Annotated in this window: 25 protein-coding genes; 11 read left to right on the top strand and 14 right to left on the bottom strand. The window is 55.8% G+C overall.

Going from position 1 to position 24,024, the window contains the following annotated elements:
• Positions 1-36 precede the first annotated feature (36 nt).
• On the top strand, positions 37-1,275 hold the full coding sequence (ilvA, locus tag AAC622_RS10480) for a threonine ammonia-lyase IlvA (RefSeq protein ID WP_340262327.1): 1,239 nt from the start codon (positions 37-39) through the stop codon (positions 1,273-1,275).
• A gap of 10 nt (positions 1,276-1,285) precedes the next feature.
• On the opposite strand, the gene AAC622_RS10475 is transcribed toward ilvA, so the two are convergent.
• Positions 1,286-1,486: an Hpt domain-containing protein gene (locus tag AAC622_RS10475; RefSeq protein WP_340262325.1), complete on the bottom strand. Its 201-nt coding sequence runs from the start codon at positions 1,484-1,486 to the stop codon at positions 1,286-1,288.
• A 6-nt stretch (positions 1,487-1,492) separates the two neighbouring features.
• Positions 1,493-1,942 carry an NUDIX hydrolase gene (locus tag AAC622_RS10470; RefSeq protein ID WP_340262322.1) on the bottom strand — a complete coding sequence of 150 codons (450 nt, stop codon included), beginning with the start codon at positions 1,940-1,942 and terminating at the stop codon, positions 1,493-1,495.
• A gap of 158 nt (positions 1,943-2,100) precedes the next feature.
• Here AAC622_RS10470 and AAC622_RS10465 point away from each other — a divergent pair, with 158 nt between their 5' ends.
• Positions 2,101-3,072 carry a KpsF/GutQ family sugar-phosphate isomerase gene (locus tag AAC622_RS10465; RefSeq protein ID WP_340262319.1) on the top strand — a complete coding sequence of 324 codons (972 nt, stop codon included), beginning with the start codon at positions 2,101-2,103 and terminating at the stop codon, positions 3,070-3,072.
• Between the two features lie 4 nt (positions 3,073-3,076).
• On the opposite strand, the gene AAC622_RS10460 is transcribed toward AAC622_RS10465, so the two are convergent.
• From AAC622_RS10460 to AAC622_RS10450, 3 genes are all read right to left on the bottom strand, one after another.
• A complete protein-coding gene (locus tag AAC622_RS10460) occupies positions 3,077-4,381 on the bottom strand; it encodes a UDP-glucose dehydrogenase family protein (protein WP_340262317.1) in 1,305 nt (434 codons plus the stop codon).
• A 37-nt stretch (positions 4,382-4,418) separates the two neighbouring features.
• Positions 4,419-5,438 (bottom strand): NAD-dependent epimerase/dehydratase family protein, encoded by a 1,020-nt coding sequence (locus AAC622_RS10455; protein ID WP_340262314.1) that lies wholly within the window; start codon positions 5,436-5,438, stop codon positions 4,419-4,421.
• 81 nt (positions 5,439-5,519) lie between these two features.
• Complete coding sequence (locus AAC622_RS10450; RefSeq protein WP_340262311.1) at positions 5,520-6,092, bottom strand: DNA-3-methyladenine glycosylase I; 573 nt, start codon at positions 6,090-6,092, stop codon at positions 5,520-5,522.
• A gap of 66 nt (positions 6,093-6,158) precedes the next feature.
• Between AAC622_RS10450 and AAC622_RS10445 the strand changes: the two genes are divergently transcribed.
• From AAC622_RS10445 to phbB, 3 genes are all read left to right on the top strand, one after another.
• Positions 6,159-6,923, top strand: coding sequence for an EAL domain-containing protein (locus tag AAC622_RS10445; protein ID WP_340262309.1), 765 nt, complete (start codon positions 6,159-6,161; stop codon positions 6,921-6,923).
• A gap of 267 nt (positions 6,924-7,190) precedes the next feature.
• A complete protein-coding gene (locus tag AAC622_RS10440; RefSeq protein WP_340262306.1) occupies positions 7,191-8,366 on the top strand; it encodes an acetyl-CoA C-acetyltransferase in 1,176 nt (391 codons plus the stop codon).
• 142 nt (positions 8,367-8,508) lie between these two features.
• The gene (gene phbB, locus AAC622_RS10435; RefSeq protein WP_340262303.1) at positions 8,509-9,231 is read left to right on the top strand and encodes an acetoacetyl-CoA reductase; all 723 of its coding nucleotides are present in this window, start codon (positions 8,509-8,511) and stop codon (positions 9,229-9,231) included.
• Positions 9,232-9,289: 58 nt separating this feature from the next.
• On the opposite strand, the gene AAC622_RS10430 is transcribed toward phbB, so the two are convergent.
• The 3 genes from AAC622_RS10430 to AAC622_RS10420 form a co-directional block, all read right to left on the bottom strand.
• Positions 9,290-9,454, bottom strand: coding sequence for a YdcH family protein (locus AAC622_RS10430; protein ID WP_340244221.1), 165 nt, complete (start codon positions 9,452-9,454; stop codon positions 9,290-9,292).
• Positions 9,455-9,570: 116 nt separating this feature from the next.
• Positions 9,571-10,338, bottom strand: a complete 768-nt coding sequence (locus AAC622_RS10425) for a tRNA1(Val) (adenine(37)-N6)-methyltransferase (protein ID WP_340262301.1) — start codon at positions 10,336-10,338, stop codon at positions 9,571-9,573.
• A complete protein-coding gene (locus AAC622_RS10420; protein WP_317656846.1) occupies positions 10,335-10,550 on the bottom strand; it encodes a putative signal transducing protein in 216 nt (71 codons plus the stop codon). The genes AAC622_RS10425 and AAC622_RS10420 overlap by 4 nt, the downstream gene beginning before the upstream one ends.
• Before the next feature lie 68 nt (positions 10,551-10,618).
• On the opposite strand from AAC622_RS10420, the gene AAC622_RS10415 reads away from it, so the two are divergent.
• Entirely contained in the window at positions 10,619-11,620 is a 1,002-nt protein-coding gene (locus AAC622_RS10415) for a polyprenyl synthetase family protein (RefSeq protein ID WP_340262298.1), read from the top strand.
• Positions 11,621-11,623: 3 nt separating this feature from the next.
• Here the strand turns inward: AAC622_RS10415 and AAC622_RS10410 are convergent, their stop codons facing one another.
• From AAC622_RS10410 to AAC622_RS10400, 3 genes are all read right to left on the bottom strand, one after another.
• On the bottom strand, positions 11,624-12,448 hold the full coding sequence (locus AAC622_RS10410) for a 4-(cytidine 5'-diphospho)-2-C-methyl-D-erythritol kinase (protein WP_340262296.1): 825 nt from the start codon (positions 12,446-12,448) through the stop codon (positions 11,624-11,626).
• The gene (locus tag AAC622_RS10405; RefSeq protein WP_340262294.1) at positions 12,445-14,136 is read right to left on the bottom strand and encodes a tetratricopeptide repeat protein; all 1,692 of its coding nucleotides are present in this window, start codon (positions 14,134-14,136) and stop codon (positions 12,445-12,447) included. The genes AAC622_RS10410 and AAC622_RS10405 overlap by 4 nt, the downstream gene beginning before the upstream one ends.
• A gap of 110 nt (positions 14,137-14,246) precedes the next feature.
• A complete protein-coding gene (locus AAC622_RS10400; protein ID WP_340262291.1) occupies positions 14,247-15,899 on the bottom strand; it encodes an electron transfer flavoprotein-ubiquinone oxidoreductase in 1,653 nt (550 codons plus the stop codon).
• A gap of 181 nt (positions 15,900-16,080) precedes the next feature.
• Here AAC622_RS10400 and AAC622_RS10395 point away from each other — a divergent pair, with 181 nt between their 5' ends.
• Positions 16,081-16,398 (top strand): DUF2834 domain-containing protein, encoded by a 318-nt coding sequence (locus AAC622_RS10395; protein ID WP_340262289.1) that lies wholly within the window; start codon positions 16,081-16,083, stop codon positions 16,396-16,398.
• A gap of 3 nt (positions 16,399-16,401) precedes the next feature.
• Here AAC622_RS10395 and AAC622_RS10390 read toward each other — a convergent pair whose 3' ends face one another.
• Positions 16,402-17,388, bottom strand: a complete 987-nt coding sequence (locus tag AAC622_RS10390) for a quinone oxidoreductase family protein (protein ID WP_340262286.1) — start codon at positions 17,386-17,388, stop codon at positions 16,402-16,404.
• Positions 17,389-17,525: 137 nt separating this feature from the next.
• On the opposite strand from AAC622_RS10390, the gene lysA reads away from it, so the two are divergent.
• Positions 17,526-18,791 carry a diaminopimelate decarboxylase gene (gene lysA, locus AAC622_RS10385; RefSeq protein ID WP_340262283.1) on the top strand — a complete coding sequence of 422 codons (1,266 nt, stop codon included), beginning with the start codon at positions 17,526-17,528 and terminating at the stop codon, positions 18,789-18,791.
• A 39-nt stretch (positions 18,792-18,830) separates the two neighbouring features.
• The gene (locus AAC622_RS10380) at positions 18,831-21,275 is read left to right on the top strand and encodes a DUF4175 domain-containing protein (protein WP_340262280.1); all 2,445 of its coding nucleotides are present in this window, start codon (positions 18,831-18,833) and stop codon (positions 21,273-21,275) included.
• Here the strand turns inward: AAC622_RS10380 and AAC622_RS10375 are convergent.
• Positions 21,269-21,979 (bottom strand): zinc-ribbon domain-containing protein, encoded by a 711-nt coding sequence (locus AAC622_RS10375; RefSeq protein ID WP_340262277.1) that lies wholly within the window; start codon positions 21,977-21,979, stop codon positions 21,269-21,271. The genes AAC622_RS10380 and AAC622_RS10375 overlap by 7 nt on opposite strands.
• A 182-nt stretch (positions 21,980-22,161) precedes the next feature.
• Between AAC622_RS10375 and AAC622_RS10370 the strand changes: the two genes are divergently transcribed.
• Together AAC622_RS10370 and AAC622_RS10365 are read left to right on the top strand one after the other, a co-directional pair.
• Positions 22,162-22,344, top strand: a complete 183-nt coding sequence (locus AAC622_RS10370; protein WP_340262275.1) for a hypothetical protein — start codon at positions 22,162-22,164, stop codon at positions 22,342-22,344.
• Complete coding sequence (locus tag AAC622_RS10365) at positions 22,341-23,054, top strand: lysophospholipid acyltransferase family protein (RefSeq protein ID WP_340262273.1); 714 nt, start codon at positions 22,341-22,343, stop codon at positions 23,052-23,054. Before AAC622_RS10370 ends, AAC622_RS10365 begins: the two co-directional genes overlap by 4 nt.
• Here the strand turns inward: AAC622_RS10365 and AAC622_RS10360 are convergent.
• On the bottom strand, positions 23,051-24,010 hold the full coding sequence (locus AAC622_RS10360) for an acetyl-CoA carboxylase carboxyltransferase subunit alpha (protein WP_340262271.1): 960 nt from the start codon (positions 24,008-24,010) through the stop codon (positions 23,051-23,053). The genes AAC622_RS10365 and AAC622_RS10360 overlap by 4 nt on opposite strands.
• Positions 24,011-24,024 lie beyond the last annotated feature (14 nt).

Genomic DNA, 24,024 nt, shown 5'->3' with positions numbered 1-24,024 from the left:
CTAGACAGGGGGCAATCTTTAAGGCAGGCCTAGGGAATGAATGATTTTAAAAATAATGCCAAAGCTGCCGAACAGGCTATGCGCGCCTTGTTTGCGCCTACGCCTTTGCAGAAAAATATTTATCTGTCTGAGCGCTATGGCGCAAATATTTGGCTCAAGCGCGAGGATCTTAGTCCTGTGCGCTCGTATAAAATTCGCGGTGCCTTTAACGCAATGCGCAAGGCCTTGGCCGTGGATGCCACGCGCCGGCAATTCGTTTGCGCCAGCGCGGGCAATCACGCACAAGGCGTGGCCTATGTCTGCCAGCATTTTGGGGTTGAAGGTGTGATTTTCATGCCCGTCACTACGCCACAGCAGAAGATCGCCAAAACCCGTGCCTTTGGTGGGGCCAATGTGCGCATTGAATTGGTTGGCGATTATTTTGATGAGACATTGGCCGCAGCGCAGGGATTTTGCGCGCGCGAAGGTGCTCATTTCCTGTCACCTTTTGATGATGAAGATGTGATTGAGGGGCAGGCTTCGGTGGCTGTTGAGATGGTCGAGCAACTGGGCCGCGCCCCTGATTGCTTGGTGCTGCCTGTAGGGGGTGGGGGGTTGTCAGCGGGTATGTTGTCGTATCTCGGGCGCGATCAGGCAGTGACCTTGGTTGAACCTGTGGGCGGCCCAAGTCTGACCGCAGCATTGGCCGAGGGTGCGCCAAAGACGGTCAAAATTGAAGATACGTTTGTCGATGGCGCGGCTGTTGCGCGGATTGGTGAAAAAACCTTTGCGCGACTCAATCATATCAAGCCTGAACGCGTGCATTTGGCACCTGAAAACCGGATATGCGTGACGATTCAAGAGATGCTCAACATCGAAGGCATTGTGCTAGAACCTGCGGGGGCCTTGTCGATTGATGTTTTGCCTGAAATTGCCGATGAGATTGCGGGTAAGTCGGTGGTCTGTGTGACCTCTGGCGGAAATTTCGATTTCGAGCGATTGCCCGAAGTCAAAGAGCGCGCAATGCGCTTCTTGGGCGTCAAGAAATATTTCATCTTGCGTATGCCGCAGCGCCCCGGGGCCCTGCGCGAATTTTTGAACCTCCTTGGCCCAGATGATGATATCGCGCGATTTGAGTACTTGAAGAAATCCGCACGCAATTTCGGGTCGGTTTTAATTGGGATTGAAACAAAAGACGCCGCGCATTTTCCTGATCTAATGGCGCGGATTGAGGCGCGTGGATTTGCCTGTCGCGACATTACCAATGACGAGGTTTTAGCTGAGTTTTTGATTTGAAAAGCGCGGTCTAAATCTCGGCGCCAAGTTGGGGGATATGGTGCGCCAGCGCCGCAAGACCGGTCGAAAGCAGTCGGGTCAAACTGTCGAGATCGGCCTGTGTTGCGCGCCACTCACGATGTTCAAGTCTGTGGCAATATTCGCAAAAGCTGGTTAGGCCACGATTACTGGCCACCCCGCGCAACGCATGAAATGCACGCGCTGCCGCCATGTTGGCTTATCGGCCATAATGGGCCAGGAGTTGCCGCACAAAATGCCGATCCCCTGACACGGCCAATAGCGTTTCAGCCTCGTCCCACGGCAGGAAAATCGCGCTATGGCCTGCCTCTGTTGGTTCCCCCATGCGGCGCCCCAGTTGGGCATAGAAGATGTGGCATTGTTTGTGTGCGTGATAGCCATAATCGGGCATAAATGTGTGGCGATGAAACATCCCCAAGCGGCGAATTCCATGGATGCGATATCCCGTTTCTTCCAAAACTTCGCGATGCAAGGCTTGGATGGCGGTTTCGCCTGCGTCAATCCCGCCTCCAGGCAATTGAAATTCGGGGTCTGGATCCTCTTGGAATGTGGCCAGAATGCCATCACCTGCATCAATAATCGCATAGGCCCCTGCGCGGGGACGGTGATACTGGTTTGGATCTGGCCAATTGCCAAAACGGCGGTTCATTTTATCCCCCCTCAGGTGCGACTTGCTTTGAGCACGACTTTGACAGGTGTATCCCGTTCTCAAAACCCCTCAAATGCATGTCAGACCCTGTGCAAAGCTTGATTTTTTGTCTAAGTCAGACCACAGCACGCCACACCAACCAGATCGGGCAAGAGATTATGACACAGCAGGATAAATTGGTCGCGATGCGCGACACCGCCGCCCGCGTTTTGAAAATTGAGGCGGATGCGGTGATGGCTTTGGCCGCGCATTTGCCTGCTGATTTTGACGGCGCGGTTGAGGCCATGCTGGCCACGAAAGGCCGTGTGATCCTATCTGGTATCGGAAAATCGGGGCATATTGCGCGCAAGATCAGCTCAACCCTTGCTTCGACTGGCACACCTTCGGCTTTTGTCCACCCTGCTGAGGCAAGCCATGGTGATTTAGGAATGATCACCCCTGAGGATTTGGTGATTTTGATCTCAAACTCAGGTGAAACGGCTGAATTGGGCGATATCGTGGCCCATGTGGCGCGGTTTTCAATCCCGATGATTGGCATATCAGGGCGCGAAGACAGCACATTGATGCGGGCGGCGCAGTATCGCTTGACCTTGCCTGCCGCGCCTGAGGCTTGTGTGATTGGGATGGCACCGACAACTTCAACGACCCTGACACTTGCCTTGGGCGATGCATTGGCCGTTTGTGTTATGGAGCAGCGCGGTTTTCGACCCGATCAATTCCGCACGTTTCATCCCGGCGGGAAACTGGGCGCACAATTGTCAAAAGTTGCGCAATTGATGCATGAGGGGGCGGCCTTGCCCTTGGTTCAGGTGACCACCCCGATGCCTGAGACCCTGTTGGTGATGACCGAGAAAAGCTTTGGTATCGTGGGGGTCTTGGACGGCGAAGGTCGCCTTGATGGGGTGATCTCGGATGGCGATTTGCGGCGCAACATGGCGCGGCTAATGTCCTGCACGGCTGGTGATGTCGCTACCAAATCCCCTCGCGTGACCGCCCCAGATGCCCTTGCCGCCGAGGCCTTGGCGGTCATGTCTGCGCATAAAATCACGGCACTTTTCGCCCTTGATACGGATAAACGCCCTGTCGGTCTGTTGCACTTGCACGATTGCCTGCGGGCGGGTTTGGCTTAAACCCTTAGCGTCCTATCGCGTCATAGGTGGCAAAGCCTGCGCTTAGCGCATCTTGGCGGCTGTATATATTGCGCAAATCGGCCATGCGCGCCTGCGCCATGCCCTTGGACAATCGGGTTAAATCCAGCGCGCGGAACTCGTTCCACTCGGTTAGGATCACCAAAAGATCGGCGGCTTCCGCAGCGGTATAGGGGTCATCGCACCATGTCACATTTGGCAACAGATGTTCCCCTTCGCGGCGGCCTTGCGGGTCGACCACACGCACGGTCGCGCCACCGCCCACAAGAGCGGGCACAATGGTAAGCGAAGGCGCATCGCGCATATCATCGGTGTTTGGCTTGAAGGTTACGCCCAGCACAGCGATTTTCTTGCCATTGAAACTGCCATCGCACAGATCATGCAGTTTTTCGATCATGCGCAATTTAACTGCGTCATTCACTCGGATCACTGTTTCCACAATCTGTTGGGGAGCTGCAAAATCCTGACCGATCCGCGCCAAGGCTTGGGTGTCCTTGGGAAAACAAGACCCACCATACCCTGGCCCTGCATGTAGAAACTTATTTCCAATGCGCCCATCAAGCCCCATACCTTTTGAGACTTCCTTCACATCTGCGCCGACTTTTTCGCAAAGCGCGGCGATTTCATTGATGAAGGTGATCTTGGTCGCAAGAAAGGCATTGGCCGCGTATTTGATCATTTCCGCCGATTCCAGATCGGTGGTCACGATTGGAAAATCGCGCAGATACAGGGGGCGATAAATCTCGGCCATAACCTTGGCTGCGCGCTCTGATTGCACGCCAACCACAACGCGGTCTGGCTTCATGAAATCGTCAATTGCGGCCCCTTCCCGAAGAAACTCGGGGTTTGAGGCAACATCAAACTCCGCCTTTGGATTGGCCTGTGCCACAACCTCTTGCACCTTGCGGTTGGTGCCAACAGGCACAGTCGATTTCGTCACCACCACGGCGTAGCCTGTCAGCGCGCGCCCGACTTCTTCGGCGGCGGCCATGACATAGGTGAGATCAGCATGGCCATCGCCCCGCCGCGTGGGCGTGCCAACAGCAATAAACACAGCATCTGCCCCATCCACAGCTTGCGCCAAATCCGTTGTAAAGGACAGCCGCCCCGCCTCGACATTGCGGGCCATCAAATCCTCAAGGCCAGGCTCATAAATTGGAACCTCACCCTTATTCAGTTTAGCAATTTTTTCTGGGGCTTTGTCGACACAGATCACCTCATGCCCAAAATCCGAGAAGCAGACCCCGGAAACCAAGCCAACATAGCCTGTGCCAATCATCGCAATCCGCATGGTTTAATGTCCTTTTTTGGCCAATCTTGTTCTCGTCCTAGCATCGATAATAATCGCGATACCAGTCCACAAACGCGGCAACCCCGTCTTGCACTGCGGTTTGTGGCTTGTAGCCTGTTAAGCGCATCAAAAGGCTCGCATCAGCCCATGTGGCAGGCACATCGCCTGCTTGCATATCCATGAAATTCTTTTGCGCCTCGATCCCAAGACGCGCTTCTATGGCGGCGATGAATTCCATCAAAGGCACTGATTGTGAATTTCCGATATTCACAATGCGATGGGGCGCAACAGGTGAAAGGCTATCGCCTTCAGAAATCTCAGTAGCCGCGTTGGGGCGGGTCGGGATGGCATCAATCAGACGCATAATCCCATCAACCAAATCAGTGACATAGGTAAAATCACGGGCCATCTCGCCATGGTTGTAGACATCAATTGGCTTACCTTCGAGGATCGCCTTGGTGAATTTGAACAGCGCCATATCAGGCCTGCCCCATGGGCCGTAGACCGTGAAAAACCGAAACAATGTGGTGGGGATGTCAAAGAGATGGGCATAGGAATGCGCCATCACTTCGTTGGATTTCTTGGTTGCCGCATAGAAAGACATCTGTGTGTCGCATTTTTGCGTTTCGGCATAGGGCATCGTCTCGTTCGCGCCATAGGCGGAGGAGGTCGAGGCGATCAGTAAATGTGCGGGCTTGTGATGGCGCGCGGCCTCAAGCACGCGGAAGGTTCCGATCAAATTGGCTTCGACATAGCTTTCGGGGTTGTCGATGGAATAACGCACCCCCGCTTGCGCGGCGAGGTGGATCACCGCGTCAGGATGGAAATCGGCCATGAGCCCATCCATGACACCCGCACCCTCAACCCGATCATGCACAACGTGGAAATTGGGCGACTGGTTCAGCATCGCCTCGCGGCGTTCTTTGAGGGTGACATCATAGTAATCGGTCATGGCATCTAGGCCCAGAACCTCCCACCCATCGGCCAAGAGACGCTGCGACAGGTGAAACCCGATAAAACCAGAAGAACCTGTTACCAAAGCGCGCCGTGTGGCCATGTCATGTCCTCGATTGTCGTTTGGGTTTCCCTAACAGGGAAAGCCTTGAACCTCCAAGAGACAAATCCGCGCTTTTGGGGGCTATGTGATATTTAGCGCAAAGGCACAGGTTGCAAAATGGTCATTCACAAGCCCACTGGCTTGCATAAAGGCATAAACTGTTGTGGGGCCGCAGAATTTGAACCCTGCCTGCTTTAGGGCCTTGGACAGCGCCGCAGAGGTTGCGGTTTGTGCTGGAACATCACCAAGGGTTTGGGGGCGGTTTATCTGCGGGGTGTGATCCACAAAACCCCAGATAAATTTTGAAAAGCCAACCTCAGCCTCAAGTTTGAGATAGGCCTGTGCATTTGTAAGGGTGGCCTCAATTTTACCGCGGTGGCGAATGATGCTTTGATCTTGCATCAATCGCTCAATATCCGCTGCACCCCATTTGGCAAGTGCATGGGGATCAAACCCTGCAAAAGCAGCGCGAAAATTCTCGCGCTTTCGCAGGATCGTGATCCAACTTAGGCCTGCTTGGAACCCTTCAAGACACAAGTTTTCAAACAGCCCGCGGCTGTCATAGAGGGGCCGCCCCCATTCTTGGTCGTGATAGGCGATATAGTCGGGATCGCCCAAACACCATGTGCAGCGAATTATCGTTTGATCATCCATAATCTGCCCTTTTGTTCACCTCACATTAAGAGTTGGCACGGCACATCTACAAGGCAGCAATTGGAGATGACCATGACCGTGCCGCGCAGTAATTTTGCAAATCCTGATTTGGCCAGCCCTTTCGCGGTTGCCATGACCGATATGCGGCGCGGGGCAATCGCCCTAGTCCAAGGGGCTTTGAGGCGGGGGGATGTCGCCTTGGCATTTCAGCCGATTATGCGGGCCCATGGGAAAGGCCCTGCCTTTTACGAGGGGTTGGTGCGCTTATTTGATGAGGCGGGGCGGCTGATCCCCGCCCGCGATTTTATCATGGAGGTTGAGGCCACAGAACTTGGCCGCAGGCTGGATTGCGCGGCCCTTGCGATGGGGCTTGCAGCGATACATGAAGCGCCGCATCTGCGTCTTGCGGTGAATATGTCAGCCCGCTCTATCGGCTATGCGCCGTTTCATAAAATTCTGGCCGCTCATATTGCTGCCCATCCGCAAGATTTGGAACGTTTGATCCTTGAGATCACTGAGACAAGCGCGATGCAGATGCCTGAATTGGTGACGCCGTTTATGCGGGATCTGCACGCGAAGGGGGTCAGCTTTGCCTTGGATGATTTTGGGGCAGGGAATACTGCCTTGCGCTATTTGCGGGACTTCTCGTTTGATATTCTGAAGGTTGATGCGCAATTCGTGGTGCATGTCGCCGATGATCCCGACAATCAGGTTTTATGTTCTGTGATCCAATCCGTGGCACGCCATTTTGATATGCTGATTGTGGCGGAAGGGATTGAGAACCCTGCCGATGCCGATTGGCTGTCGCGGGCGGGCTTTGATGGGTTGTAAGGATATGTATATGCCGTGCCCAGTTTGGAAAAGCCGTGGCTGAAGGAAACCGCCCCTATTCACCCCTCTATTGCTGCGCCACGGCGGGTGCGCCCTGGGTCGCGTTAATCTGTCAATTGCGCAGATGTCTAGCAAGCGCGACAACAAAGTCTGTTGTCGGTTGAGCGATGAAGGCCTATCACTAGAACCGGAGGAAAGAATTTCGGCCCCGCGGCCCTCTCCTCTCAGCCACGGGGTCGGCAGGGATAGGTCAGGAAAGGACGTCTAATGACCAACGTGGTGATTGTTTCTGCTGCACGCACAGCGGTAGGTAGTTTTCTGGGATCATTCGCAAATACGCCTGCCCATGAACTTGGGCGCGTTGTGCTTGAGGCCATTGTGGCCCGTGCAGGGATTAATAAATCCGAAGTGTCAGAGACAATTTTGGGGCAAGTTTTGACAGCGGCACAAGGTCAGAACCCCGCGCGTCAGGCGCATATTAATGCAGGTTTCCCACAGGAAGCGGCCGCATGGAGCATCAATCAGGTCTGCGGTTCGGGCCTGCGTTCAGTCGCAATTGGGGCACAGCACATCATGCTGGGTGACGCTGCAATCGTTGCCGCTGGTGGTCAAGAAAATATGTCGATGAGCCCCCATGCAGCCTGCCTGCGTCAGGGCCAGAAAATGGGTGATTTGGCCTATATCGACACAATGATTCGTGATGGTTTGTGGGACGCGTTTAATGGCTATCACATGGGCCAGACCGCCGAGAATGTCGCCAATCAATGGCAAATCAGCCGCGAGGCTCAGGACGAATTTGCGGCTGCGAGCCAGAACAAGGCTGAGGCGGCGCAAAAGGCAGGTAAATTCGTGGATGAGATCACCCCTGTTACGCTGAAAACGCGTAAGGGTGAAACCGTTGTCGATAGCGATGAATATATCCGCCATGGCGCAACAGTCGAAGCGATGGCAGGCTTGCGTCCCGCATTTGCAAAGGATGGATCTGTGACAGCGGGCAATGCCTCGGGCCTCAATGATGGCGCTGCCGCGGTGTTGTTGATGTCAGAAGAAGAAGCGCAGAAGCGCGGTCTAACCCCATTGGCGCGCATTGCCTCTTATGCCACTGCAGGTCTTGACCCTTCGATCATGGGTGTTGGCCCGATCTATGCGTCACGTAAGGCATTGGACAAAGCGGGGTGGGCTGCTGCTGATATTGATTTGGTTGAAGCCAACGAAGCCTTTGCTGCGCAGGCCTGCGCTGTGAACAAGGATATGGGGTGGAACCCTGATATTGTGAACGTGAATGGCGGCGCGATTGCCATTGGCCACCCGATTGGTGCGTCTGGCTGTCGTATCCTGAACACGCTTTTGTTCGAAATGCAGCGCCGTGATGCGAAAAAAGGTCTGGCGACCTTGTGCATCGGCGGCGGCATGGGCGTGGCCATGTGCCTTGAACGCCCCTGAGGTAACTTATTGGGGTATTTCGCAAGGGGCGCTTTCGGGCGCCCCATTTTGCATCCGCAAAATCATATGCGAAACAATGTTGCGCGCGCAGCATATCCATCATAACAACGTTACACAGACCTAGGCCTGATCGGAGGAAGATATGGCAAGAGTAGCATTAGTGACAGGTGGCAGCCGCGGCATTGGAGAGGCAATTTCCAAGCGTTTAAAGGCCGAAGGCTATGAGGTTGCTGCAACCTATGCGGGCAATGATGAGAAAGCTGCGGAATTCACCAAGGCCACAGGCATCAAAACCTATAAATGGAATGTTGGCTCTTACGAAGATTCCGCTGCGGGTATCGCCAAGGTTGAGGCTGATCTTGGCCCAATTGATGTTGTTGTCGCCAATGCGGGTATCACCCGCGATGCGCCTTTCCACAAAATGACGCCCGAACAATGGCATGAGGTGATCGACACTAACCTGACGGGTGTGTTCAACACGGTTCATCCGATTTGGCCTGGAATGCGCGAGCGCAAATTTGGCCGTGTCATTGTGATCTCTTCGATCAATGGCCAAAAGGGCCAGTTCGGCCAAGTGAATTACGCCGCGACCAAGGCGGGAGATTTGGGGATTGTGAAATCGCTGGCCCAAGAAGGCGCGCGCGCAGGCATTACGGCCAACGCGATTTGCCCCGGCTATATTGCAACCGAAATGGTTATGGCGATCCCTGAAGAGGTGCGCGCGAAAATCGTTGCAGGCATCCCAGCGGGTCGCTTGGGTGAACCTGACGAAATCGCCCGCTGCGTGACCTTCCTTGCATCTGATGATGCAGGGTTCATCAACGGGTCTACCATCTCTGCCAATGGGGCGCAGTTCTTCGTGTAATCACGAAGCTGATGAAAAAACCGCCCCTCACTCTGGTGGGGGGCGGTTTTCTTTTGGCTCAGCCGTTTAGGCGGGCAATTTCTTCTTTGATTTTAAGCTTTTGCTTTTTCAGCTCGCGGATTTCTGATCCATCCATGCTTGGACTTCGTTGCGCTTCTTCCACGCGTTTGGAGAGGGTTTCGTGCTTCTTCTTGAGTTGCTGCAAATGTCCGTTCAGTGACATGGTCAAATCTCCTCTCGTTGATGTTCGACAGGATCAGTGCACCACGGATTTTGAGTCGTGTCACGCATTCCCTTCATAAAACTGTCATGATGCGCGGCAGTTTGCCGATGCTGGTCTTATGGCCAGTTGATCGCCGCACCTTGGCGCAGAACAGCGCGGGCGGCATCCGAATAGTCATCGCCATCCTTTTCATGGGCCGCGCCCGCATGAATGATGAAGGGCGGGCAGAGGGTGGCAGGTGTTTTCGCCAATTTGCGCGCGCGGATCACCACGCGCTTTGCGGTTTGCCCCGCGCGGGATTGCAGGGGCAAAATGGAAATCGCGCCAAATTTCTCGGCCTGAAGGGCCGCCAATATTTCTGGCAGACGTTCAGCGATGTGGATGAGGGTCAGCCATCCTTGTGGCTTTAGGCGTTTTTTTGCGCAACTGATCCAGTTGTTTAACCCTGTTTCCTCGCGCCGTGCTGCTTCACGCCCTGCATCCTTGGCCTCTGTTCCATCCCCTGTCGCGAAAAAAGGCGGGTTGGCCATGACATGATCAAAAGTTTCAGTGAGATGCCGTGACAGGGTGGTTAAATCCGCAAGCACGACCTCCAAGGGAAGGGCGGCATTGTCGGCATTGCGCCGTGCAAGCTGCGCATAGTTTTCCTGCCGCTCAACCCCGACCATGCGTAAGTCAGCAACACGCTTTCCCAAGGCTAGGCTGGCTGTGCCAACCCCGCAGCCCAATTCCAACACCGATTGACCCGCGCGCGCCGGACAGGCTGCCGCCAAAAAGATCGGGTCTGTGGCGGCGCGATAGCCTGTGCTTGGCTGGTAGATCTGAAGCGCGCCATCCAAAAAACCATCGCAGGTCAGATCATCGTCCGAGAAAGGCACGCTCATGGGCTGACCTCTAAACCATTATCGCGCAATGCGATGCGCGCCATGTGCAAATCCTGCCGCCGCACCATCAATCGGCGCGGCAATATGCCAATGGAGCCTTCAAGCAGGCTCATATTTACGTCAAACTCGAACACCTCTATACCCTCGCCAGATAAGATGACGGAGGCAAAGGCGATGACCGTTGGATCGTTGCTGCGCAGAACTTCATGCATCAGGTTGATTTAGGCCCCCCGATCGCGTCTGTCGAGAGAGGCTGTGGGTCACGGGAGAAAGAGAATTCATGTCGCTAGACCATGCCAGTGCAAAACCGCATGAGCGTTTGGCCGCCCATCTTGAGGCGGAAATGGGCGCTGTGGATCAGTTGATCCGTGAACGCATGGCTTCGCGGCACGCGCCACGCATTCCCGAGGTGACGGCACATTTGATTGATGCAGGCGGAAAGCGTATTCGCCCGATGCTGACTTTGGCGGCGGCCAATCTGTGCGGATACGAAGGCGAGGGCCATATTAAATTGGCCGCGACCGTAGAGTTTATCCACACGGCTACGCTCTTGCATGATGATGTGGTCGATGAAAGCAACCAGCGCCGTGGTCGTCCGACTGCGAATTTGCTTTGGGATAATAAATCTTCGGTCTTGGTCGGCGATTATCTATTTGCGCGCGCATTTCAGTTGATGGTCGAGCCGCAAAATTTGGATGTTTTGGAAATTCTCTCCAATGCGGCGGCAACGATTGCGGAGGGCGAGGTTCTGCAGATGACCGCCGCGATGGATATCACCACCAGTGAGGACACCTATATGCAGGTGATCCGCGGCAAGACTGCCGCCCTGTTTCAGGCGGCCACCGAGTCGGGCGCCGTTCTGGCGGGGCGCGGTGATGCAGATCGTGAGGCCCTTGCCCAATATGGCGATGCGTTGGGCGTTTCCTTCCAGATCGTTGATGATCTTTTGGATTGGGGCGGTGCTTCGGGGGCCATGGGCAAGAATACGGGCGATGATTTCCGTGAGCGGAAAATGACCCTGCCCGTCATTCGTGCGATTGCTAAGGCCGATGCAACCGAGCGTGAATTCTGGGCGCGCACAATTGGACGCGGGGATCAGGGCGAAGGGGATTTGGAACAGGCCTTTGCCATTTTGACCCGCCATGATGCACTTGAAGAAACCCGCGTTGAGGCCTTGCGGTTTGCAGATCACGCAAAGACATCTTTGGCCAGTCTTCCTGACCATCCGTTGCGCGAAATGATGCGCGACTTAGCGGATTATGTGGTTGAGCGGATCGCGTAATCCTTAACGAAGAACTGCGCCCGTTATGACCCACCAGTGCGGCTTTTTTGCCGCGAGATCTGCGGCGGCTTTTTCAGCGGCAACCGCGCTGTCATAAAGGGCAAAGCAGGTGCTGCCAGACCCACTCATACGGGCCAGACGCATATCTTTGGTGCGGCGCAGTTCCGCCAAAACAGCGCCAATCTCTGGGCAAAGGGCGACGGCGGGGTCTTGTAGATCATTGCGTTGCGCGGCGATCCAAGTCCAAAAATCATCATGCCATGCCGACAGTGCGGGATTAGTCTTGGTGGTCAGCGCGGCAAATACAGATGGTGTGGCCAGTGGCAGATTGGGATTGACCAAAACCGCCCAAAGCGGCGGCAGCGTGGGCGCGGCGGTGATTTCATTGCCAATGCCGCGCATATAAACGGGCGCAGTTTCGAGGCACACTGGCACATCTGCGCCCAAAGATAGGATCGCATCGCGCGGGGGCAGATCGCATCCCCATAGGTCTGCAAGCCCCTGCAAAGTGGCTGCCGCATCGGCAGACCCGCCGCCAATACCTGCGCCATGGGGCAGGTTTTTGACCAGATGGATTGCAGCACCTTGGCCCTTTATGCGCGGGAAAAGACCCGCCGCTTTCAGCACCAAATTACGCTGATCGGTGGGCACACCCTCGGCAAAAGGGCCTGAAACTGTGAGGGTAAGCTCCTCTGCGGGGCTGATTTCAAGGTAATCTGCCACCTCAACAAAGCACACAAGCGAGTCGAGTAAGTGATACCCATCCGCCCTTTGGCCCACCACATGCAAAGCCAGATTGAGCTTGGCGCGTGCGGGCCGCAGGGTCATTTCCCTTCGACCTCGCGTTGCTGAACCGCATCCAGACCGAGCTCAAGTTTCAGTCTGATCCGCTCAGCATCTTCTTCGGTCGGTTCAAAGGACAGCGCGCGTTCCCATTGGAACCGCGCTTCGCGTTGACGGCCAACCTTCCAATAGACATCGCCCAGATGATCATTGACGATCGGGTCAGTGGGCAGCAATTCGACCGCGCGTTCCATTGGCGCGACTGCCTCCTGATAGCGACTAAGACGGAAATAGACCCAAGCAAGGCTGTCTACGATATAGCCAGACTCGGGTTCTAGCGCGACCGCACGTTCGATCATCGTCAACGCCTCGTCTAGATTGCGGCGTTGTTCCACCAAAGAATAGCCCAAGTAATTCAACACGGAGGCTTGGTCAGGGCTTAGGCGCAGCGCCTTACGGAAATCTGCTTCGGCTGCATCCCATTCATCGGTTTGTTCATAGCAAATCCCGCGCGCATAAAACAGGAACCAGAAGCTTGGATCTTCTTGATCAATCAGCTCTACAGCTTGGCTATAGGCCGCTGCGGCCTCGGTGAACCGCTCGTCACGGCGCAGCAAATCGCCAAGCTGTGCATGAACGGCAAAGGGCTGTGGCTCTGCGGCAATCAGGTCTTGCAGGGCTGTGATCGCTTCATCACTGCGGCCTGTGCGGGCAAAGGCATCAGAACGGCCAATCGTTGCCTCAAGGGCTAAGGGGTGATCTGCAGGCACGGCACCATAGATCTCAACCGCCAGCTCGAACTGGCCCGTTTCCACCAACAGATCACTGCTTAAAAGCGCAGCCTCCAGATTATTGGGGTCGATGTGATAGGCCGCTCGTGCGTAAATCAGCGGCAGGGTCGGCCCGCTCTCGCGCCCTAAGGCCTCGGCCAATGTGAAGAAAACCTCCGCCAAACCTTGCTGCGGGGTGACCACAAAATCATAGCTCCGGGTTGGATTGGTCGCGATGTCATCCCGCAGGGCCGCAAGGCTGAGATCACGATTTTGGGACAAGACGTCGTCCAACATCGCCACAGCGTCATCCGCGCGGTCAAGTTGCACCAAGGTTTGCGCATAGGCCCGCAGGATGCGTGATCCTGCTGCGCCCAGATTGAATTCCACGCCCTCATAAATCTGTGCGGCACCCTCGAAATCGCCGACCGCACCACGGGCGAGGGCCAAGTGGTAATAGGCGAGATCGGCAAGGCCCTGATCCCCCGCAAGCCCATTAAAACTGTCGCTTGCGAGATCCATTTGGCCCTGTGCAAGGTAAAGCCAGCCCGCAATCAGATCATCCACCAATAGACCCGCGCCCCGCTCAGCGCGGATGCGGGTGAATGCGGCCTCAACATCGCCTCTCTGCAAAAGGTCGACCAAGATCGCCAAATCTGCCAATTCACGGCTTGGATTGTCGTCCTTGATGGTGGTTGAAATCTCGGCGGCTCGTGACCAATCTCCCAAGGCCGCATGGGAAAGGATCGCATTGATGGCCAAATCCCCGTTCGTGCGATCTAAGGCCAGCAATTGATCCAGATAATTCGCTGCAACCCGATAGTTGCTTTCGTTCAGAGCATGCCGCGCAGCGAGATAGGCCCCCGCGCTTGTGTCACGGTTCACAATCTGCGCCTCGGCCTTGTGTATTTGCCCGCCGAAAGACAGGGCAAGGATCAAGGCTGAGGCTGTCAGGTGACGCATAGGGTGGCTCCCGTTTATATGTGACTGAGATTAGGGGCTTGATCGGATGAAAACAATGGCGCGACACCCGATAAAGATGCCGCGCCCTGCTGAATTAATCCGATTTTCAATCACATATTCGGGTAATTTGGCCCATCCCCACCTTGCGGTGTGACCCAAGTGATATTTTGCGAGGGGTCTTTGATGTCGCATGTTTTGCAATGCACGCAGTTTTGGAAATTGATCACAAAGCGCGCGTCTTTACCCGCTTCCTCCACAACTTCGTAAACCCCTGCGGGGCAGTAGCGTTGTGCAGGTTCGGCATATTCGGGCAGATTAATTGAAATCGGCACGGAGGCATCCGCAAGACGCAGATGCGCGGGTTGGCTTTCTTCGTGATTGGTCATTGAGAAACTGACATTGGTCAGGCGGTCAAAGGACAAAACCCCATCTGGTTTTGGATAATCGATTGGCGCGAAATCCTTGGCTTTGCCCGTTGCGGCGGCATCGGTTTCGCCGTGACGCATTGTGCCAAAAAGATTGAACCCCGTCAGGTTCGCAACCCACATGTCCAAACCACCAAAGCTCAGGCCGCCCAAAAGGCCAAATTTTGACCAGAGCGGTTTGACGTTGCGCACGCGCTTTAGGTCTTTGCCAATCGGGCCATCGGTGAGTGCCGTGGCGTAATCGTCCAGCCTGTCACTTGAGCGGCCCGCCTTGATCGCGCTATGCGCCGCTTCGGCGGCCGCAATGCCCGAGAGCATTGCGTTATGGTTGCCCTTGATACGCGGCACGTTCACAAGGCCCACGCCACAGCCCAAAATCGCAACACCTGGCGCGACAGGGTTTGGCATAGATTGATAGCCGCCTTCGGAAATCGCGCGCGCGCCATAGGCAACACGTTTTCCACCCTTCAACAACTCAGCAATCATCGGATGATGTTTGAAGCGTTGGAATTCCATGTAGGGGTAGAGATGCGGGTTCTCATAGTTCAAATGCACCACGAAACCCACATAAACTTGATTGTTATCAAGATGATATACAAAGCTGCCGCCGCCTGCATTATTCCCAAGCGGCCAACCCATCGTATGGGTCACAGTCCCCTCGCGGTGCTTAGCGGGGTCAATTTCCCAAATCTCTTTCATCCCAAGGCCGAATTTCTGCGGTTCTTTGCCCTCGGAAAGGGCGAATTTTGAAATGACCTCTTTGGTCAGCGAGCCGCGCACGCCTTCGCCCAAGAAGACATATTTGCCGTGCAGTTCCATACCCGGTTCAAAGCCGTCTGAAGGGGTGCCATCCGCATTCAGACCAAACACGCCCGCAACGACCCCTTTAACAGACCCGTCATCCGCATAAACCAATTCAGAACAGGCCATGCCCGGGAAAATCTCAACGCCCAAGCCTTCGGCCTGCTCGGCCAACCAACGGCAGACATTGCCCATCGAAACGATGTAATTGCCGTGATTGTTCATCAAGGGTGGCATCAGCATATTGGGCAGACGAATGCCGCCCGCTTCGCCGAGCATGTAGAAATTATCTTCGTGCACAGGCACGGTAACAGGCGCACCTTTGGCTTTCCAATCAGGGATCAGCGCGTCAAGCCCTGCGGGGTCAAGCACCGCACCTGACAGAATATGCGCCCCAACCTCTGACCCTTTTTCAAGCACGACCACACTGAGATCGGGGTCAAGTTGCTTGAGACGGATCGCGGCAGATAGGCCTGATGGGCCTGCGCCAACGATGACGACATCATATTCTACGGATTCGCGTTCTATATCCGCCATGGGTCTCGTTCCTTCCGACAGTCGGGTGGTCTGGGCGTAAATTGTCAGGAACAGGTAGCGCGATCTGGGTCAGGGGGTCAATTGATACGCGACAATATATTGTCGCGTTACGACTGAATAATTTGCAAAACTTGCGCGCGTGCTATCTGCTGCGCAGAAGATGGGCAAAAGGGGAAGCCGAATGTCGAAACTGCGAATGATCTACCTAGGCTTGGCTATTTTGGGAACGATTTTGCCAATGCAATATTTCCTGCCTTGGTTGGCCGCGAATGACTGGTCGATTATGGCGATGGTGGATGCGTGGCACGCCAATGATGCTTCATCGGGTTTGGTCTGGGATTTGACCATTGCCGCTGTCACCCTGACCGTTTGGATATTGTTTGAGGGGATTGCGCGGCGCGATTGGGTGTCGCTTTTGGCAATCCCCGCTATTTACGGGATCGGGGTCAGCTGCGGCCTGCCGCTTTATTTGTTCTTGCGCTCCCGCCACGAAGTCTGAGGCTTAATCCAACGTCAGGATGGTTGATCCTGTGGTGGCCCGCGCTTCTAGCGCATCATGGGCTTTGGAAATCTCCTCAAGCGCAAATCGCTGATCAATGCGGATTGTCACGTCCCCTGCCGTGACTTTTTCGAACAACTCGCGCGCCATGGTTTGGCAGGTATCGTGATCCGCGATATGGGTGAACAATGTGGGGCGTGTGATCTTGAGCGATCCTTTGCCCGCCAATGTCGCCAGGGATACGGGCGGCACAGGGCCCGAGGCATTGCCGAAGGATATCATCATCCCCAAGGGTCGCAAGCAGTCAAGCGAGCCTTCAAATGTGGCGGCGCCTATGGAATCCATCACAACATCAACGCCTGTCCCACCAGTGATCTCGCGGGTGCGTGCGGTGAAGTCCTCGGTGCTGTAGTTGATGCAATGGGTCGCGCCATGTGCAAGCGCCAGCGCACATTTTGCGTCAGACCCTGCAGTTCCAATCAATTCGATCCCTTCGGAACGCGCCCATTGGCAGGCAATCAAACCAACACCGCCTGCCGCCGCGTGGAACAACACCCGATCCCCGCGCTTGATCTCGGTGGTGCGGCGAAACAGGTAATGCGCGGTCAGACCTTTCAGCATCATTGCCGCGCCCTCCTCGAAGGAAATCGCATCTGGCAGAAGGCAGACTTGCGCGGCAGGCATGACGCGGGCCTCGGCATAGGCCCCGGGCGGTTGCGCCGCATAGGCCACGCGGTCGCCTTCTTTGAGATGGGTTACACCTGCGCCAACCGCCTCGACAATCCCTGCGGCTTCCATACCCAAAGCACGGGGCAGCGCCATTGGATACAGGCCAGAGCGTTGATAAACATCAATGAAATTCAGCCCAACGGCTTTGTGGCGGATTTTAACCTCGCCCGCCTGTGGGTCACCCACGGGCCGTTCAACCAATTTCAAGACCTCAGATCCACCATGTGCCTCGATGATGATGGTTTTTGCCTGATCGCTCATATGCGTTTCCCTTTGGAGAAATATCGTTGCACGGAACCTAGGGCGCAGACCCCTACCTGTCCAGAGAGGGTTTGAAACCGCGCGCAAGGGTGATAAGCGCGAGGCGCACCCAAAAGATGCCGTGCGGAGGTCGAGCAATGGATCATTTTCTTTATAAGAACGGCGAGCTTTATGCCGAGGATGTTGCCGTGCGCGAAATCGCCGCTCAGGTTGGCACGCCGTTCTACCTCTATTCTACCGCCACGCTGACCCGCCATTATAGTTTGTTCAAAGACGCGCTTGCAGGCTTGGACAATCTTGTTTGTTTCGCCGTGAAATCCAACTCAAACCAAGCGGTATTGCGCCATTTGGGCAATTTGGGCGCAGGTATGGATGTTGTGTCTGGCGGCGAATACGCCCGCGCACGTGCTGCGGGTGTTGATGGATCGAAAATCGTGTTTTCTGGCGTGGGTAAGACCCGCGCAGAGATGCGCACCGTTCTCGAAGGTGGCATTCGGCAATTCAACGTGGAATCGGAGCCTGAATTGGCGGTTTTGTCCGAGGTCGCACAAAGCCTTGGCGTGACGGCACCGATTACCATTCGTGTTAATCCCGATGTTGATGCGAAAACGCACGAAAAGATCGCCACAGGCAAATCTGAAAATAAATTTGGTATCCCCATCGCCCGCGCCCGTGAGGTCTACGCCTATGCGGCAAGCCTGCCTGCGATAGATGTGATCGGGGTTGATGTGCATATTGGCAGCCAGCTTACCGACCTTGCCCCGTTCGAGTTGGCCTATAACAAAGTGGCCGATTTAACGCGCGCTTTACGTGCAGACGGGCACAATATTCGCCGTCTAGATTTGGGGGGTGGGTTGGGTATCCCCTATGAGCGGTCAAATTCTGCGCTGCCTTTGCCCGTTGAATACGGAGATTTGATCAAGCGCTGTGTTGGGGATTTGGGTGTTGAGGTTGAAATCGAACCTGGCCGCTTGATTTCAGGAAATGCAGGGATTTTGGTGTCCGAGGTGATCTATGTGAAATCGGGCGAGGGGCGCGATTTCTTGATCTTGGATGCGGCAATGAATGATCTGATCCGCCCTGCGATGTATGGCGCGTGGCATGACATCATCCCCGTGATTGAGGCAGAAGCCGCCGCCGAGCAGCGCCCCTATGACGTGGTTGGCCCTGTCTGCGAGACAGGCGACACATTCGCCAAAGCCCGCAATCTGCCGAAACTTGCCGCGGGGGATCTTGTGGCCTTTCGGTCGGCAGGGGCCTATGGCGCGGTTATGTCGAGCGAGTATAACACGCGGCCTCTGATCCCAGAGGTTTTGGTGAAAGACGATCAATTCAGCGTCATCCGCAAACGTCCAGAGTTTGACGAAATCATCAACCGCGATATCGTTCCTGAATGGATATAATGCCAGAACCCGCCTGATTGGGTTGGAATCAGGCCGCAGATGATGGGGCTGATGGACGAGATCGACAAAACCGCACAGGTGATACAGCAGATCCGCTGGCCTCTGCGCCTGACATGGGCCGCCATGATCTGGGAGCGCGGCTTGGGTGCCTTTTGGCCGTTTTTGTCCCTTGTTGCGCTGTGCTATGCGGTTTGGGTTTTCGCGGGGGCGGCTCTTTTGCACGCTGCGATTTGGATTGTTTTGGCGGGCTTACTTGTCACAACGCTGTGGCGCGGGGTTGCCGCATTTCAATGGCCCCGCCGTGATGCAGCCCTTGCATGGCTTGACCACAGCCACCCTCATCGCCCGATTAGCGCATATTTGGATGAGATATCGGTCGGCCGTGGTCAAATCCGCACTGCGGCCCTGTGGGAGGCGCATTTGGCGCGGATGCAGCGTGATCTTGCGGGGCTTGAGGCGATTAAACCTGATCCACACTTGGCCCGCCGTGATCCTTATGCGCTGCGCTTAATTGCGCTGACCGCTTTGGCGATGGCGCTGATTTTTGGCAACGCCGCGCGTGAGGTGCAACCGTCTCAAGGATCAGAGATTGCTGCAGGCCCCAGTTGGGAAGCATGGGTTGAGCCGCCGCGTTACACAGGGCTGCCCACGCTTTACCTGCAGGATTTACCACATGCGGATGCAAGCGCGATTGAAGTTGTCACGGGCACGCGTCTGATTTTGCGCATATATGACAGTGCAGATGCGATGGAGGTCAACCATAGCTTTGGCGATCAGGCAGGTGCTTTAGCCGATGATCTGATCATCTCGCAATCAGGGGATGTCGCGATTGGTGACGCAGCATGGCGTTTTATCGTGACCCCTGATGCGCCCCCAAGCGTCACGATATTAGGGGCGCCGCAGCTTGAGGCACCTGATCAAACGGCGATTGCCTATCGCGCGGAAGATGATTTTGCGATTTTAGGCGGGGCGGCCACCCTATTGCTTGATCTAGAGGCTGTGACGCGGCGCTATGGGTTGAGCGTTCCGCCTGAACCCCGCGATGATTTGGTTTTTGATTTGCCGATGCCGTTTTCGGGGGATCGGGCGGCTTTTTCGGAAACCTTGATCGAAGATCTCTCCAAATCTGTTTTGGCGAACTTACCCGTGACCCTCACTGTCACAGTTGAAGATGGTTTGGGCCAAACGGGTCGGGCGACCTTGCAGGTGGCACGTTTGCCATCCCGAAGGTTTTTTGACCCGCTCGCGGCGAGCCTCATTGAACAGCGCCGTGACCTTTTGTGGTCGGTTGAAAATGCGCCGCGCGTGGCGCAGGTTTTGCGCGCCATCACCTATGCACCGCAGACCTATTTAGAGGATGAGGCAACCTATTTGCCCCTGCGCAGTGTTATTCGCCGCATAGAGGCGGCCCCTGCGCCCCTGGCTCGTGAAACCCGTAATGAATTGGCGGAAATCCTCTGGCAGGTGGCGGTAGATCTCGAGGAGATTGATTTAGATGATGCTTTGGCGGCCCTTCGCCAAGCGCAAGAACGCTTATCCGAGGCGATGCGGCGCGGGGCCAGTGACGAAGAGATCGCTCAGCTGATGGAAGATTTACAGCGTGCCATGGATGATTACATCCGTGAATTGGCGCAATCTGCCGAACCCAGTGACACCCCCACGGACAGCCCCGATCAAGGACAAGAGGGGATGGAGTTGTCGATGAATGATCTGTCCCAGATGATGGATCAAATTCAGGAGTTGATGGAGCAAGGGCGCATGGCCGAGGCGCAGGCGATGCTGGATGCCTTGTCACAAATGCTTGAAAATATGGAAGTGACCCAAGGGCAGGGGCAGGGTTCCGCGGGCGAACGCGCGATGGAAGATCTGCGCGACACGTTGCGTGAACAGCAGGGTTTGGCGGATGACAGTTTTCGGTCTTTCCAAGATAGTTTTGGTCAGGGCGAGCCTTCTGACCAAGATGAGGAACAATCCCTTGCCGATCGCCAAGAGGCATTGCGCGACAGCTTGCGCGAGCAGGCAGAAAACTTGCCGGGCCAAGGGCGTGAAGAAGGCCAAGCGGCGCGGGATCGCTTAGACGAGGCGGAACGCGCGATGCGTGATGCGGCGCGCGCTTTGGAAGAGGGCGATATGGCGGGTGCTTTAGATCGTCAGGCGGACGCTATGGATGCATTGCGCGAGGGTATGGATCAGTTGGGGCGCGCTTTTGCCGATGAGGGCGGCACCCCACGCGAGGATGATGCGCCGCAGATGGGTGAGACGCAGCAAGGTGGGCAGCAGCAAGGATCTGCGCGCCCATTGACCGACCCGCTTGGGCGCGCCACAGGGGGCGAAGGGGCAGGTGTGGCAGGCGGGCCATTGTCCCGCCAAGAGGCCGCGCGGCGTGCAGAGGAATTGCTTGAGGAACTGCGCCGCCGCTCGGGTGAAACCACGCGCCCAGATCAAGAGCGTGATTATCTCAGACGTTTGATTGAGCCTTACTGAGTGAAAGAGGCGATCAAGGCTGTAATCTGTGCCTGAAGCGCAGGCAAAGTTTCGCGCAGCCAGTCTAGGATTTGGTCACGCAGTGCATCTACACCGTTGGCATATTGGGTTAGATAAGGCGCGGCGGTGGGCACAGCTTCGCCCAACTGGGCGGCATTGCTGTAAACCCCTATTGCAATCATGCCCAATCCCAAGCTCAGCAATAGACCTGCATTGCGACCCTTGCGGCGTGCTGCGTCAGGTGCCGTTGCTTGGCTTGCGCTTTGCTGTTTCGGCGCGGGGCGTGGCGCAGCCTTTTGCGGCTGAAGCGAGGCGTTGATTTCCTCAATATCTGGCAACAGCGTTGCGCGATCTTTGGTTTGCGGTTCTGGAGTTCGCGGCTCTGGCGCGGCGGTATTGGTCGGCGCAGGGTCATGCAGCGCCATTTCATCCTGCCGCTCCAAACCTTCGGCTTCTTCGCGGCGCAGGCGCTCTTCGCGCTCCGCCTCTTCGCGCAGGAGTGCCCGCAAGCTTGGGTCAAGCTCACGGCGTGGGGCCTCTGGCGCGGGGCTTGCAGGTTCTGCGCTCAACGGGTCAACCGCAACCGCACCAGACTGGAACCAATTGGTCGAACAATTGGAACATTGCACATCCCGCCCTTCAGCAGGGATTAGCGCGTCATCAATCTCGTAACGCGCGCCGCAATTTGGACAAGTTAGGCGCATATGGGTGGTATAATCCCTTTGAGTTCAATCTTTGCACGGGGACCGCGTAACGCCTCTATATGGCGGCATTCTTCCCCATTTAGCAATGCTGCATGGGCAATCCAAGGCCGTGATGCGCAAGTATTTGTTGCAGTGCGATTGCAACAGAACACAGCATCGGGCATCAAAGGAAGGTGCTGGCTGTGCTTGGGATAGGCGCGCTGTTGGTTTTTCCAAATCAAGCAAGCGCGCAAAGCTTTATGGTGGGTCTCAGCTTTTCGGGTCTTGAGTGGTTCTTGCCCTTGATTATTCCCGTGATGATCGCTTTTGTGTCTTTCCAAGCGACCAAGGCTGCGGCCTTCCGAACTTTGCGAGGCATGCCATGATCCAATGGGTAAGATCCCTGATCTTTGTTGGTCAGATGTATCTGATGATCCCGTTTGTCGCGCTGGCCTTCGCCCCATGGGCGATTGTCTCGCGCCAAGGCGCTGTGGCAGGCGTGCGGTTTTATGCGCGTTATGTGCGGTGGACGGCGGCGCTATTGGTTGGTCTGCGCTCAGAGGTGCGGGGGGATGTGCCTCAGGGTGAGGTGATTGTGGCCTCAAAGCATCAAAGCTTTTTTGATATTATCATCCTGACCTCGGTGCTTCCGCGCCCGCGATTCATCATGAAGAAATCCCTCAAAAACGCGCCTTTTTTGGGCTGGTATGCAGCGCGGCTTGGCTGTGTCGCGGTTGACCGCGGCAAGCGGGGGCAGGCCATTCAAGCTATGGTCGATGGTGTGCTGGCGGGCATGGGCGATGAGGGGCAGTTGATCATATTCCCGCAAGGCACCCGCGTGGCCCCACGTGTCAGTAAGCCCTATAAGGTTGGGGTGGGCGTATTGGTTGAACGCACAAAAATGCCATGTGTGCCTGCGGCCACCAATGTCGGCCTGTTCTGGCCTCGCATCGGCATTGCACGCAAATCTGGTCTTGCGGTGGTTGAGTTTTTGCCACTGATCCCCGCAGGGCAAGATGTGCAGCAGGTGATGGCGCATCTCGAACGCGAAATTGAGGCCGCCTCAGATGCACTGATGGATGAAACGGGGCTTTAAGCCGCCAAGCCCTTCGAGCCCAAATCAAGGTATTTCTTGCGCCGTGCAGAAATGAGCTTTTTGCGATCCATGCCCTTTGTTGCGGAAAGCATTGCCTCGATGGTCTGACCAACTGCCGCGATGGTTGCCACCTTGTCGCGCTGCGCGCCGCCCATTGGTTCGGGGATGATGCGGTCGCAGACGCCCAATTTTTGCAAATCCTGTGCAGTTAGGCGCAAGGCCACTGCGGCTTCGCGCATCCGTTCGGCGTCTTTCCAGAGGATTGAGGCGCAGCCCTCGGGGCTGATGACCGAGTAAATCGAATGTTCCAACATGGCGAGGTGATCTGCGGTGGCAAAGGCCACGGCACCGCCTGATCCGCCTTCGCCAATAATCACGCTGATCAAAGGCACACCAATTTCGAGGCATTTCTGCGTTGACCGCGCAATGGCCTCAGATTGGCCGCGTTCCTCAGCCCCTTTTCCAGGATAGGCGCCAGGGGTGTCGACCAAAGTAACAACCGGCAGGCCAAATCGATCAGCCATATCCATCAAACGCACGGCTTTGCGATAGCCTTCGGGCCGCGCCATGCCAAAGTTATGTTCAATGCGTGATTTGGTGTCATTGCCCTTTTCGTGACCAATCACCACAACGGGGCGATCATTGAATCGTGCAATCCCCCCCATCACGGCGTGGTCATCGGCAAAGTTCCGATCCCCGGCAAGCGGGGTATATTCGGTGAACAGCGCGTTGATGTAATCGCGGCAATGTGGCCTGTCGGGGTGACGCGCAACTTGGCATTTGCGCCAAGGGGTGAGGTTTTTATAGAGATCCTTCAGGATATCTTTCGCCTTTTTATCCAGCGCTTTTGCCTCTGCCTCGACATCCATTTCAGAATTGCCACGCGCCATTGCGCGCAACTCTTCTGCCTTGCCTTCAATCTCGGCCAAGGGTTTTTCGAAATCGAGATAGTTCATCACACCTCCGCAGG

Origin of the sequence: Roseobacter sp. HKCCA0882 (genome assembly GCF_037805225.1) — a bacterium.
In the GTDB taxonomy this organism is placed as follows: Bacteria; Pseudomonadota; Alphaproteobacteria; order Rhodobacterales; family Rhodobacteraceae; genus M30B80.
The sequence above is the reverse complement of the archived record's forward strand: the minus strand, read 5'-3'. Positions and strand labels throughout refer to the sequence as shown.

Excerpts from the sequence above, each read along its gene's own strand:
- ilvA (WP_340262327.1), top strand. The coding sequence starts at position 37 with ATGAATGATTTTAAAAATAATGCCAAAGCTGCCGAACAGGCTATGCGC.
- AAC622_RS10475 (WP_340262325.1), bottom strand. The coding sequence starts at position 1,486 with ATGGCGGCAGCGCGTGCATTTCATGCGTTGCGCGGGGTGGCCAGTAAT.
- AAC622_RS10470 (WP_340262322.1), bottom strand. The coding sequence starts at position 1,942 with ATGAACCGCCGTTTTGGCAATTGGCCAGATCCAAACCAGTATCACCGT.
- AAC622_RS10465 (WP_340262319.1), top strand. The coding sequence starts at position 2,101 with ATGACACAGCAGGATAAATTGGTCGCGATGCGCGACACCGCCGCCCGC.
- AAC622_RS10460 (WP_340262317.1), bottom strand. The coding sequence starts at position 4,381 with ATGCGGATTGCGATGATTGGCACAGGCTATGTTGGCTTGGTTTCCGGG.
- AAC622_RS10455 (WP_340262314.1), bottom strand. The coding sequence starts at position 5,438 with ATGGCCACACGGCGCGCTTTGGTAACAGGTTCTTCTGGTTTTATCGGG.
- AAC622_RS10450 (WP_340262311.1), bottom strand. The coding sequence starts at position 6,092 with ATGGATGATCAAACGATAATTCGCTGCACATGGTGTTTGGGCGATCCC.
- AAC622_RS10445 (WP_340262309.1), top strand. The coding sequence starts at position 6,159 with ATGACCATGACCGTGCCGCGCAGTAATTTTGCAAATCCTGATTTGGCC.
- AAC622_RS10440 (WP_340262306.1), top strand. The coding sequence starts at position 7,191 with ATGACCAACGTGGTGATTGTTTCTGCTGCACGCACAGCGGTAGGTAGT.
- phbB (WP_340262303.1), top strand. The coding sequence starts at position 8,509 with ATGGCAAGAGTAGCATTAGTGACAGGTGGCAGCCGCGGCATTGGAGAG.
- AAC622_RS10430 (WP_340244221.1), bottom strand. The coding sequence starts at position 9,454 with ATGTCACTGAACGGACATTTGCAGCAACTCAAGAAGAAGCACGAAACC.
- AAC622_RS10425 (WP_340262301.1), bottom strand. The coding sequence starts at position 10,338 with ATGAGCGTGCCTTTCTCGGACGATGATCTGACCTGCGATGGTTTTTTG.
- AAC622_RS10420 (WP_317656846.1), bottom strand. The coding sequence starts at position 10,550 with ATGCATGAAGTTCTGCGCAGCAACGATCCAACGGTCATCGCCTTTGCC.
- AAC622_RS10415 (WP_340262298.1), top strand. The coding sequence starts at position 10,619 with ATGTCGCTAGACCATGCCAGTGCAAAACCGCATGAGCGTTTGGCCGCC.
- AAC622_RS10410 (WP_340262296.1), bottom strand. The coding sequence starts at position 12,448 with ATGACCCTGCGGCCCGCACGCGCCAAGCTCAATCTGGCTTTGCATGTG.
- AAC622_RS10405 (WP_340262294.1), bottom strand. The coding sequence starts at position 14,136 with ATGCGTCACCTGACAGCCTCAGCCTTGATCCTTGCCCTGTCTTTCGGC.
- AAC622_RS10400 (WP_340262291.1), bottom strand. The coding sequence starts at position 15,899 with ATGGCGGATATAGAACGCGAATCCGTAGAATATGATGTCGTCATCGTT.
- AAC622_RS10395 (WP_340262289.1), top strand. The coding sequence starts at position 16,081 with ATGTCGAAACTGCGAATGATCTACCTAGGCTTGGCTATTTTGGGAACG.
- AAC622_RS10390 (WP_340262286.1), bottom strand. The coding sequence starts at position 17,388 with ATGAGCGATCAGGCAAAAACCATCATCATCGAGGCACATGGTGGATCT.
- lysA (WP_340262283.1), top strand. The coding sequence starts at position 17,526 with ATGGATCATTTTCTTTATAAGAACGGCGAGCTTTATGCCGAGGATGTT.
- AAC622_RS10380 (WP_340262280.1), top strand. The coding sequence starts at position 18,831 with ATGATGGGGCTGATGGACGAGATCGACAAAACCGCACAGGTGATACAG.
- AAC622_RS10375 (WP_340262277.1), bottom strand. The coding sequence starts at position 21,979 with ATGCGCCTAACTTGTCCAAATTGCGGCGCGCGTTACGAGATTGATGAC.
- AAC622_RS10365 (WP_340262273.1), top strand. The coding sequence starts at position 22,341 with ATGATCCAATGGGTAAGATCCCTGATCTTTGTTGGTCAGATGTATCTG.
- AAC622_RS10360 (WP_340262271.1), bottom strand. The coding sequence starts at position 24,010 with ATGAACTATCTCGATTTCGAAAAACCCTTGGCCGAGATTGAAGGCAAG.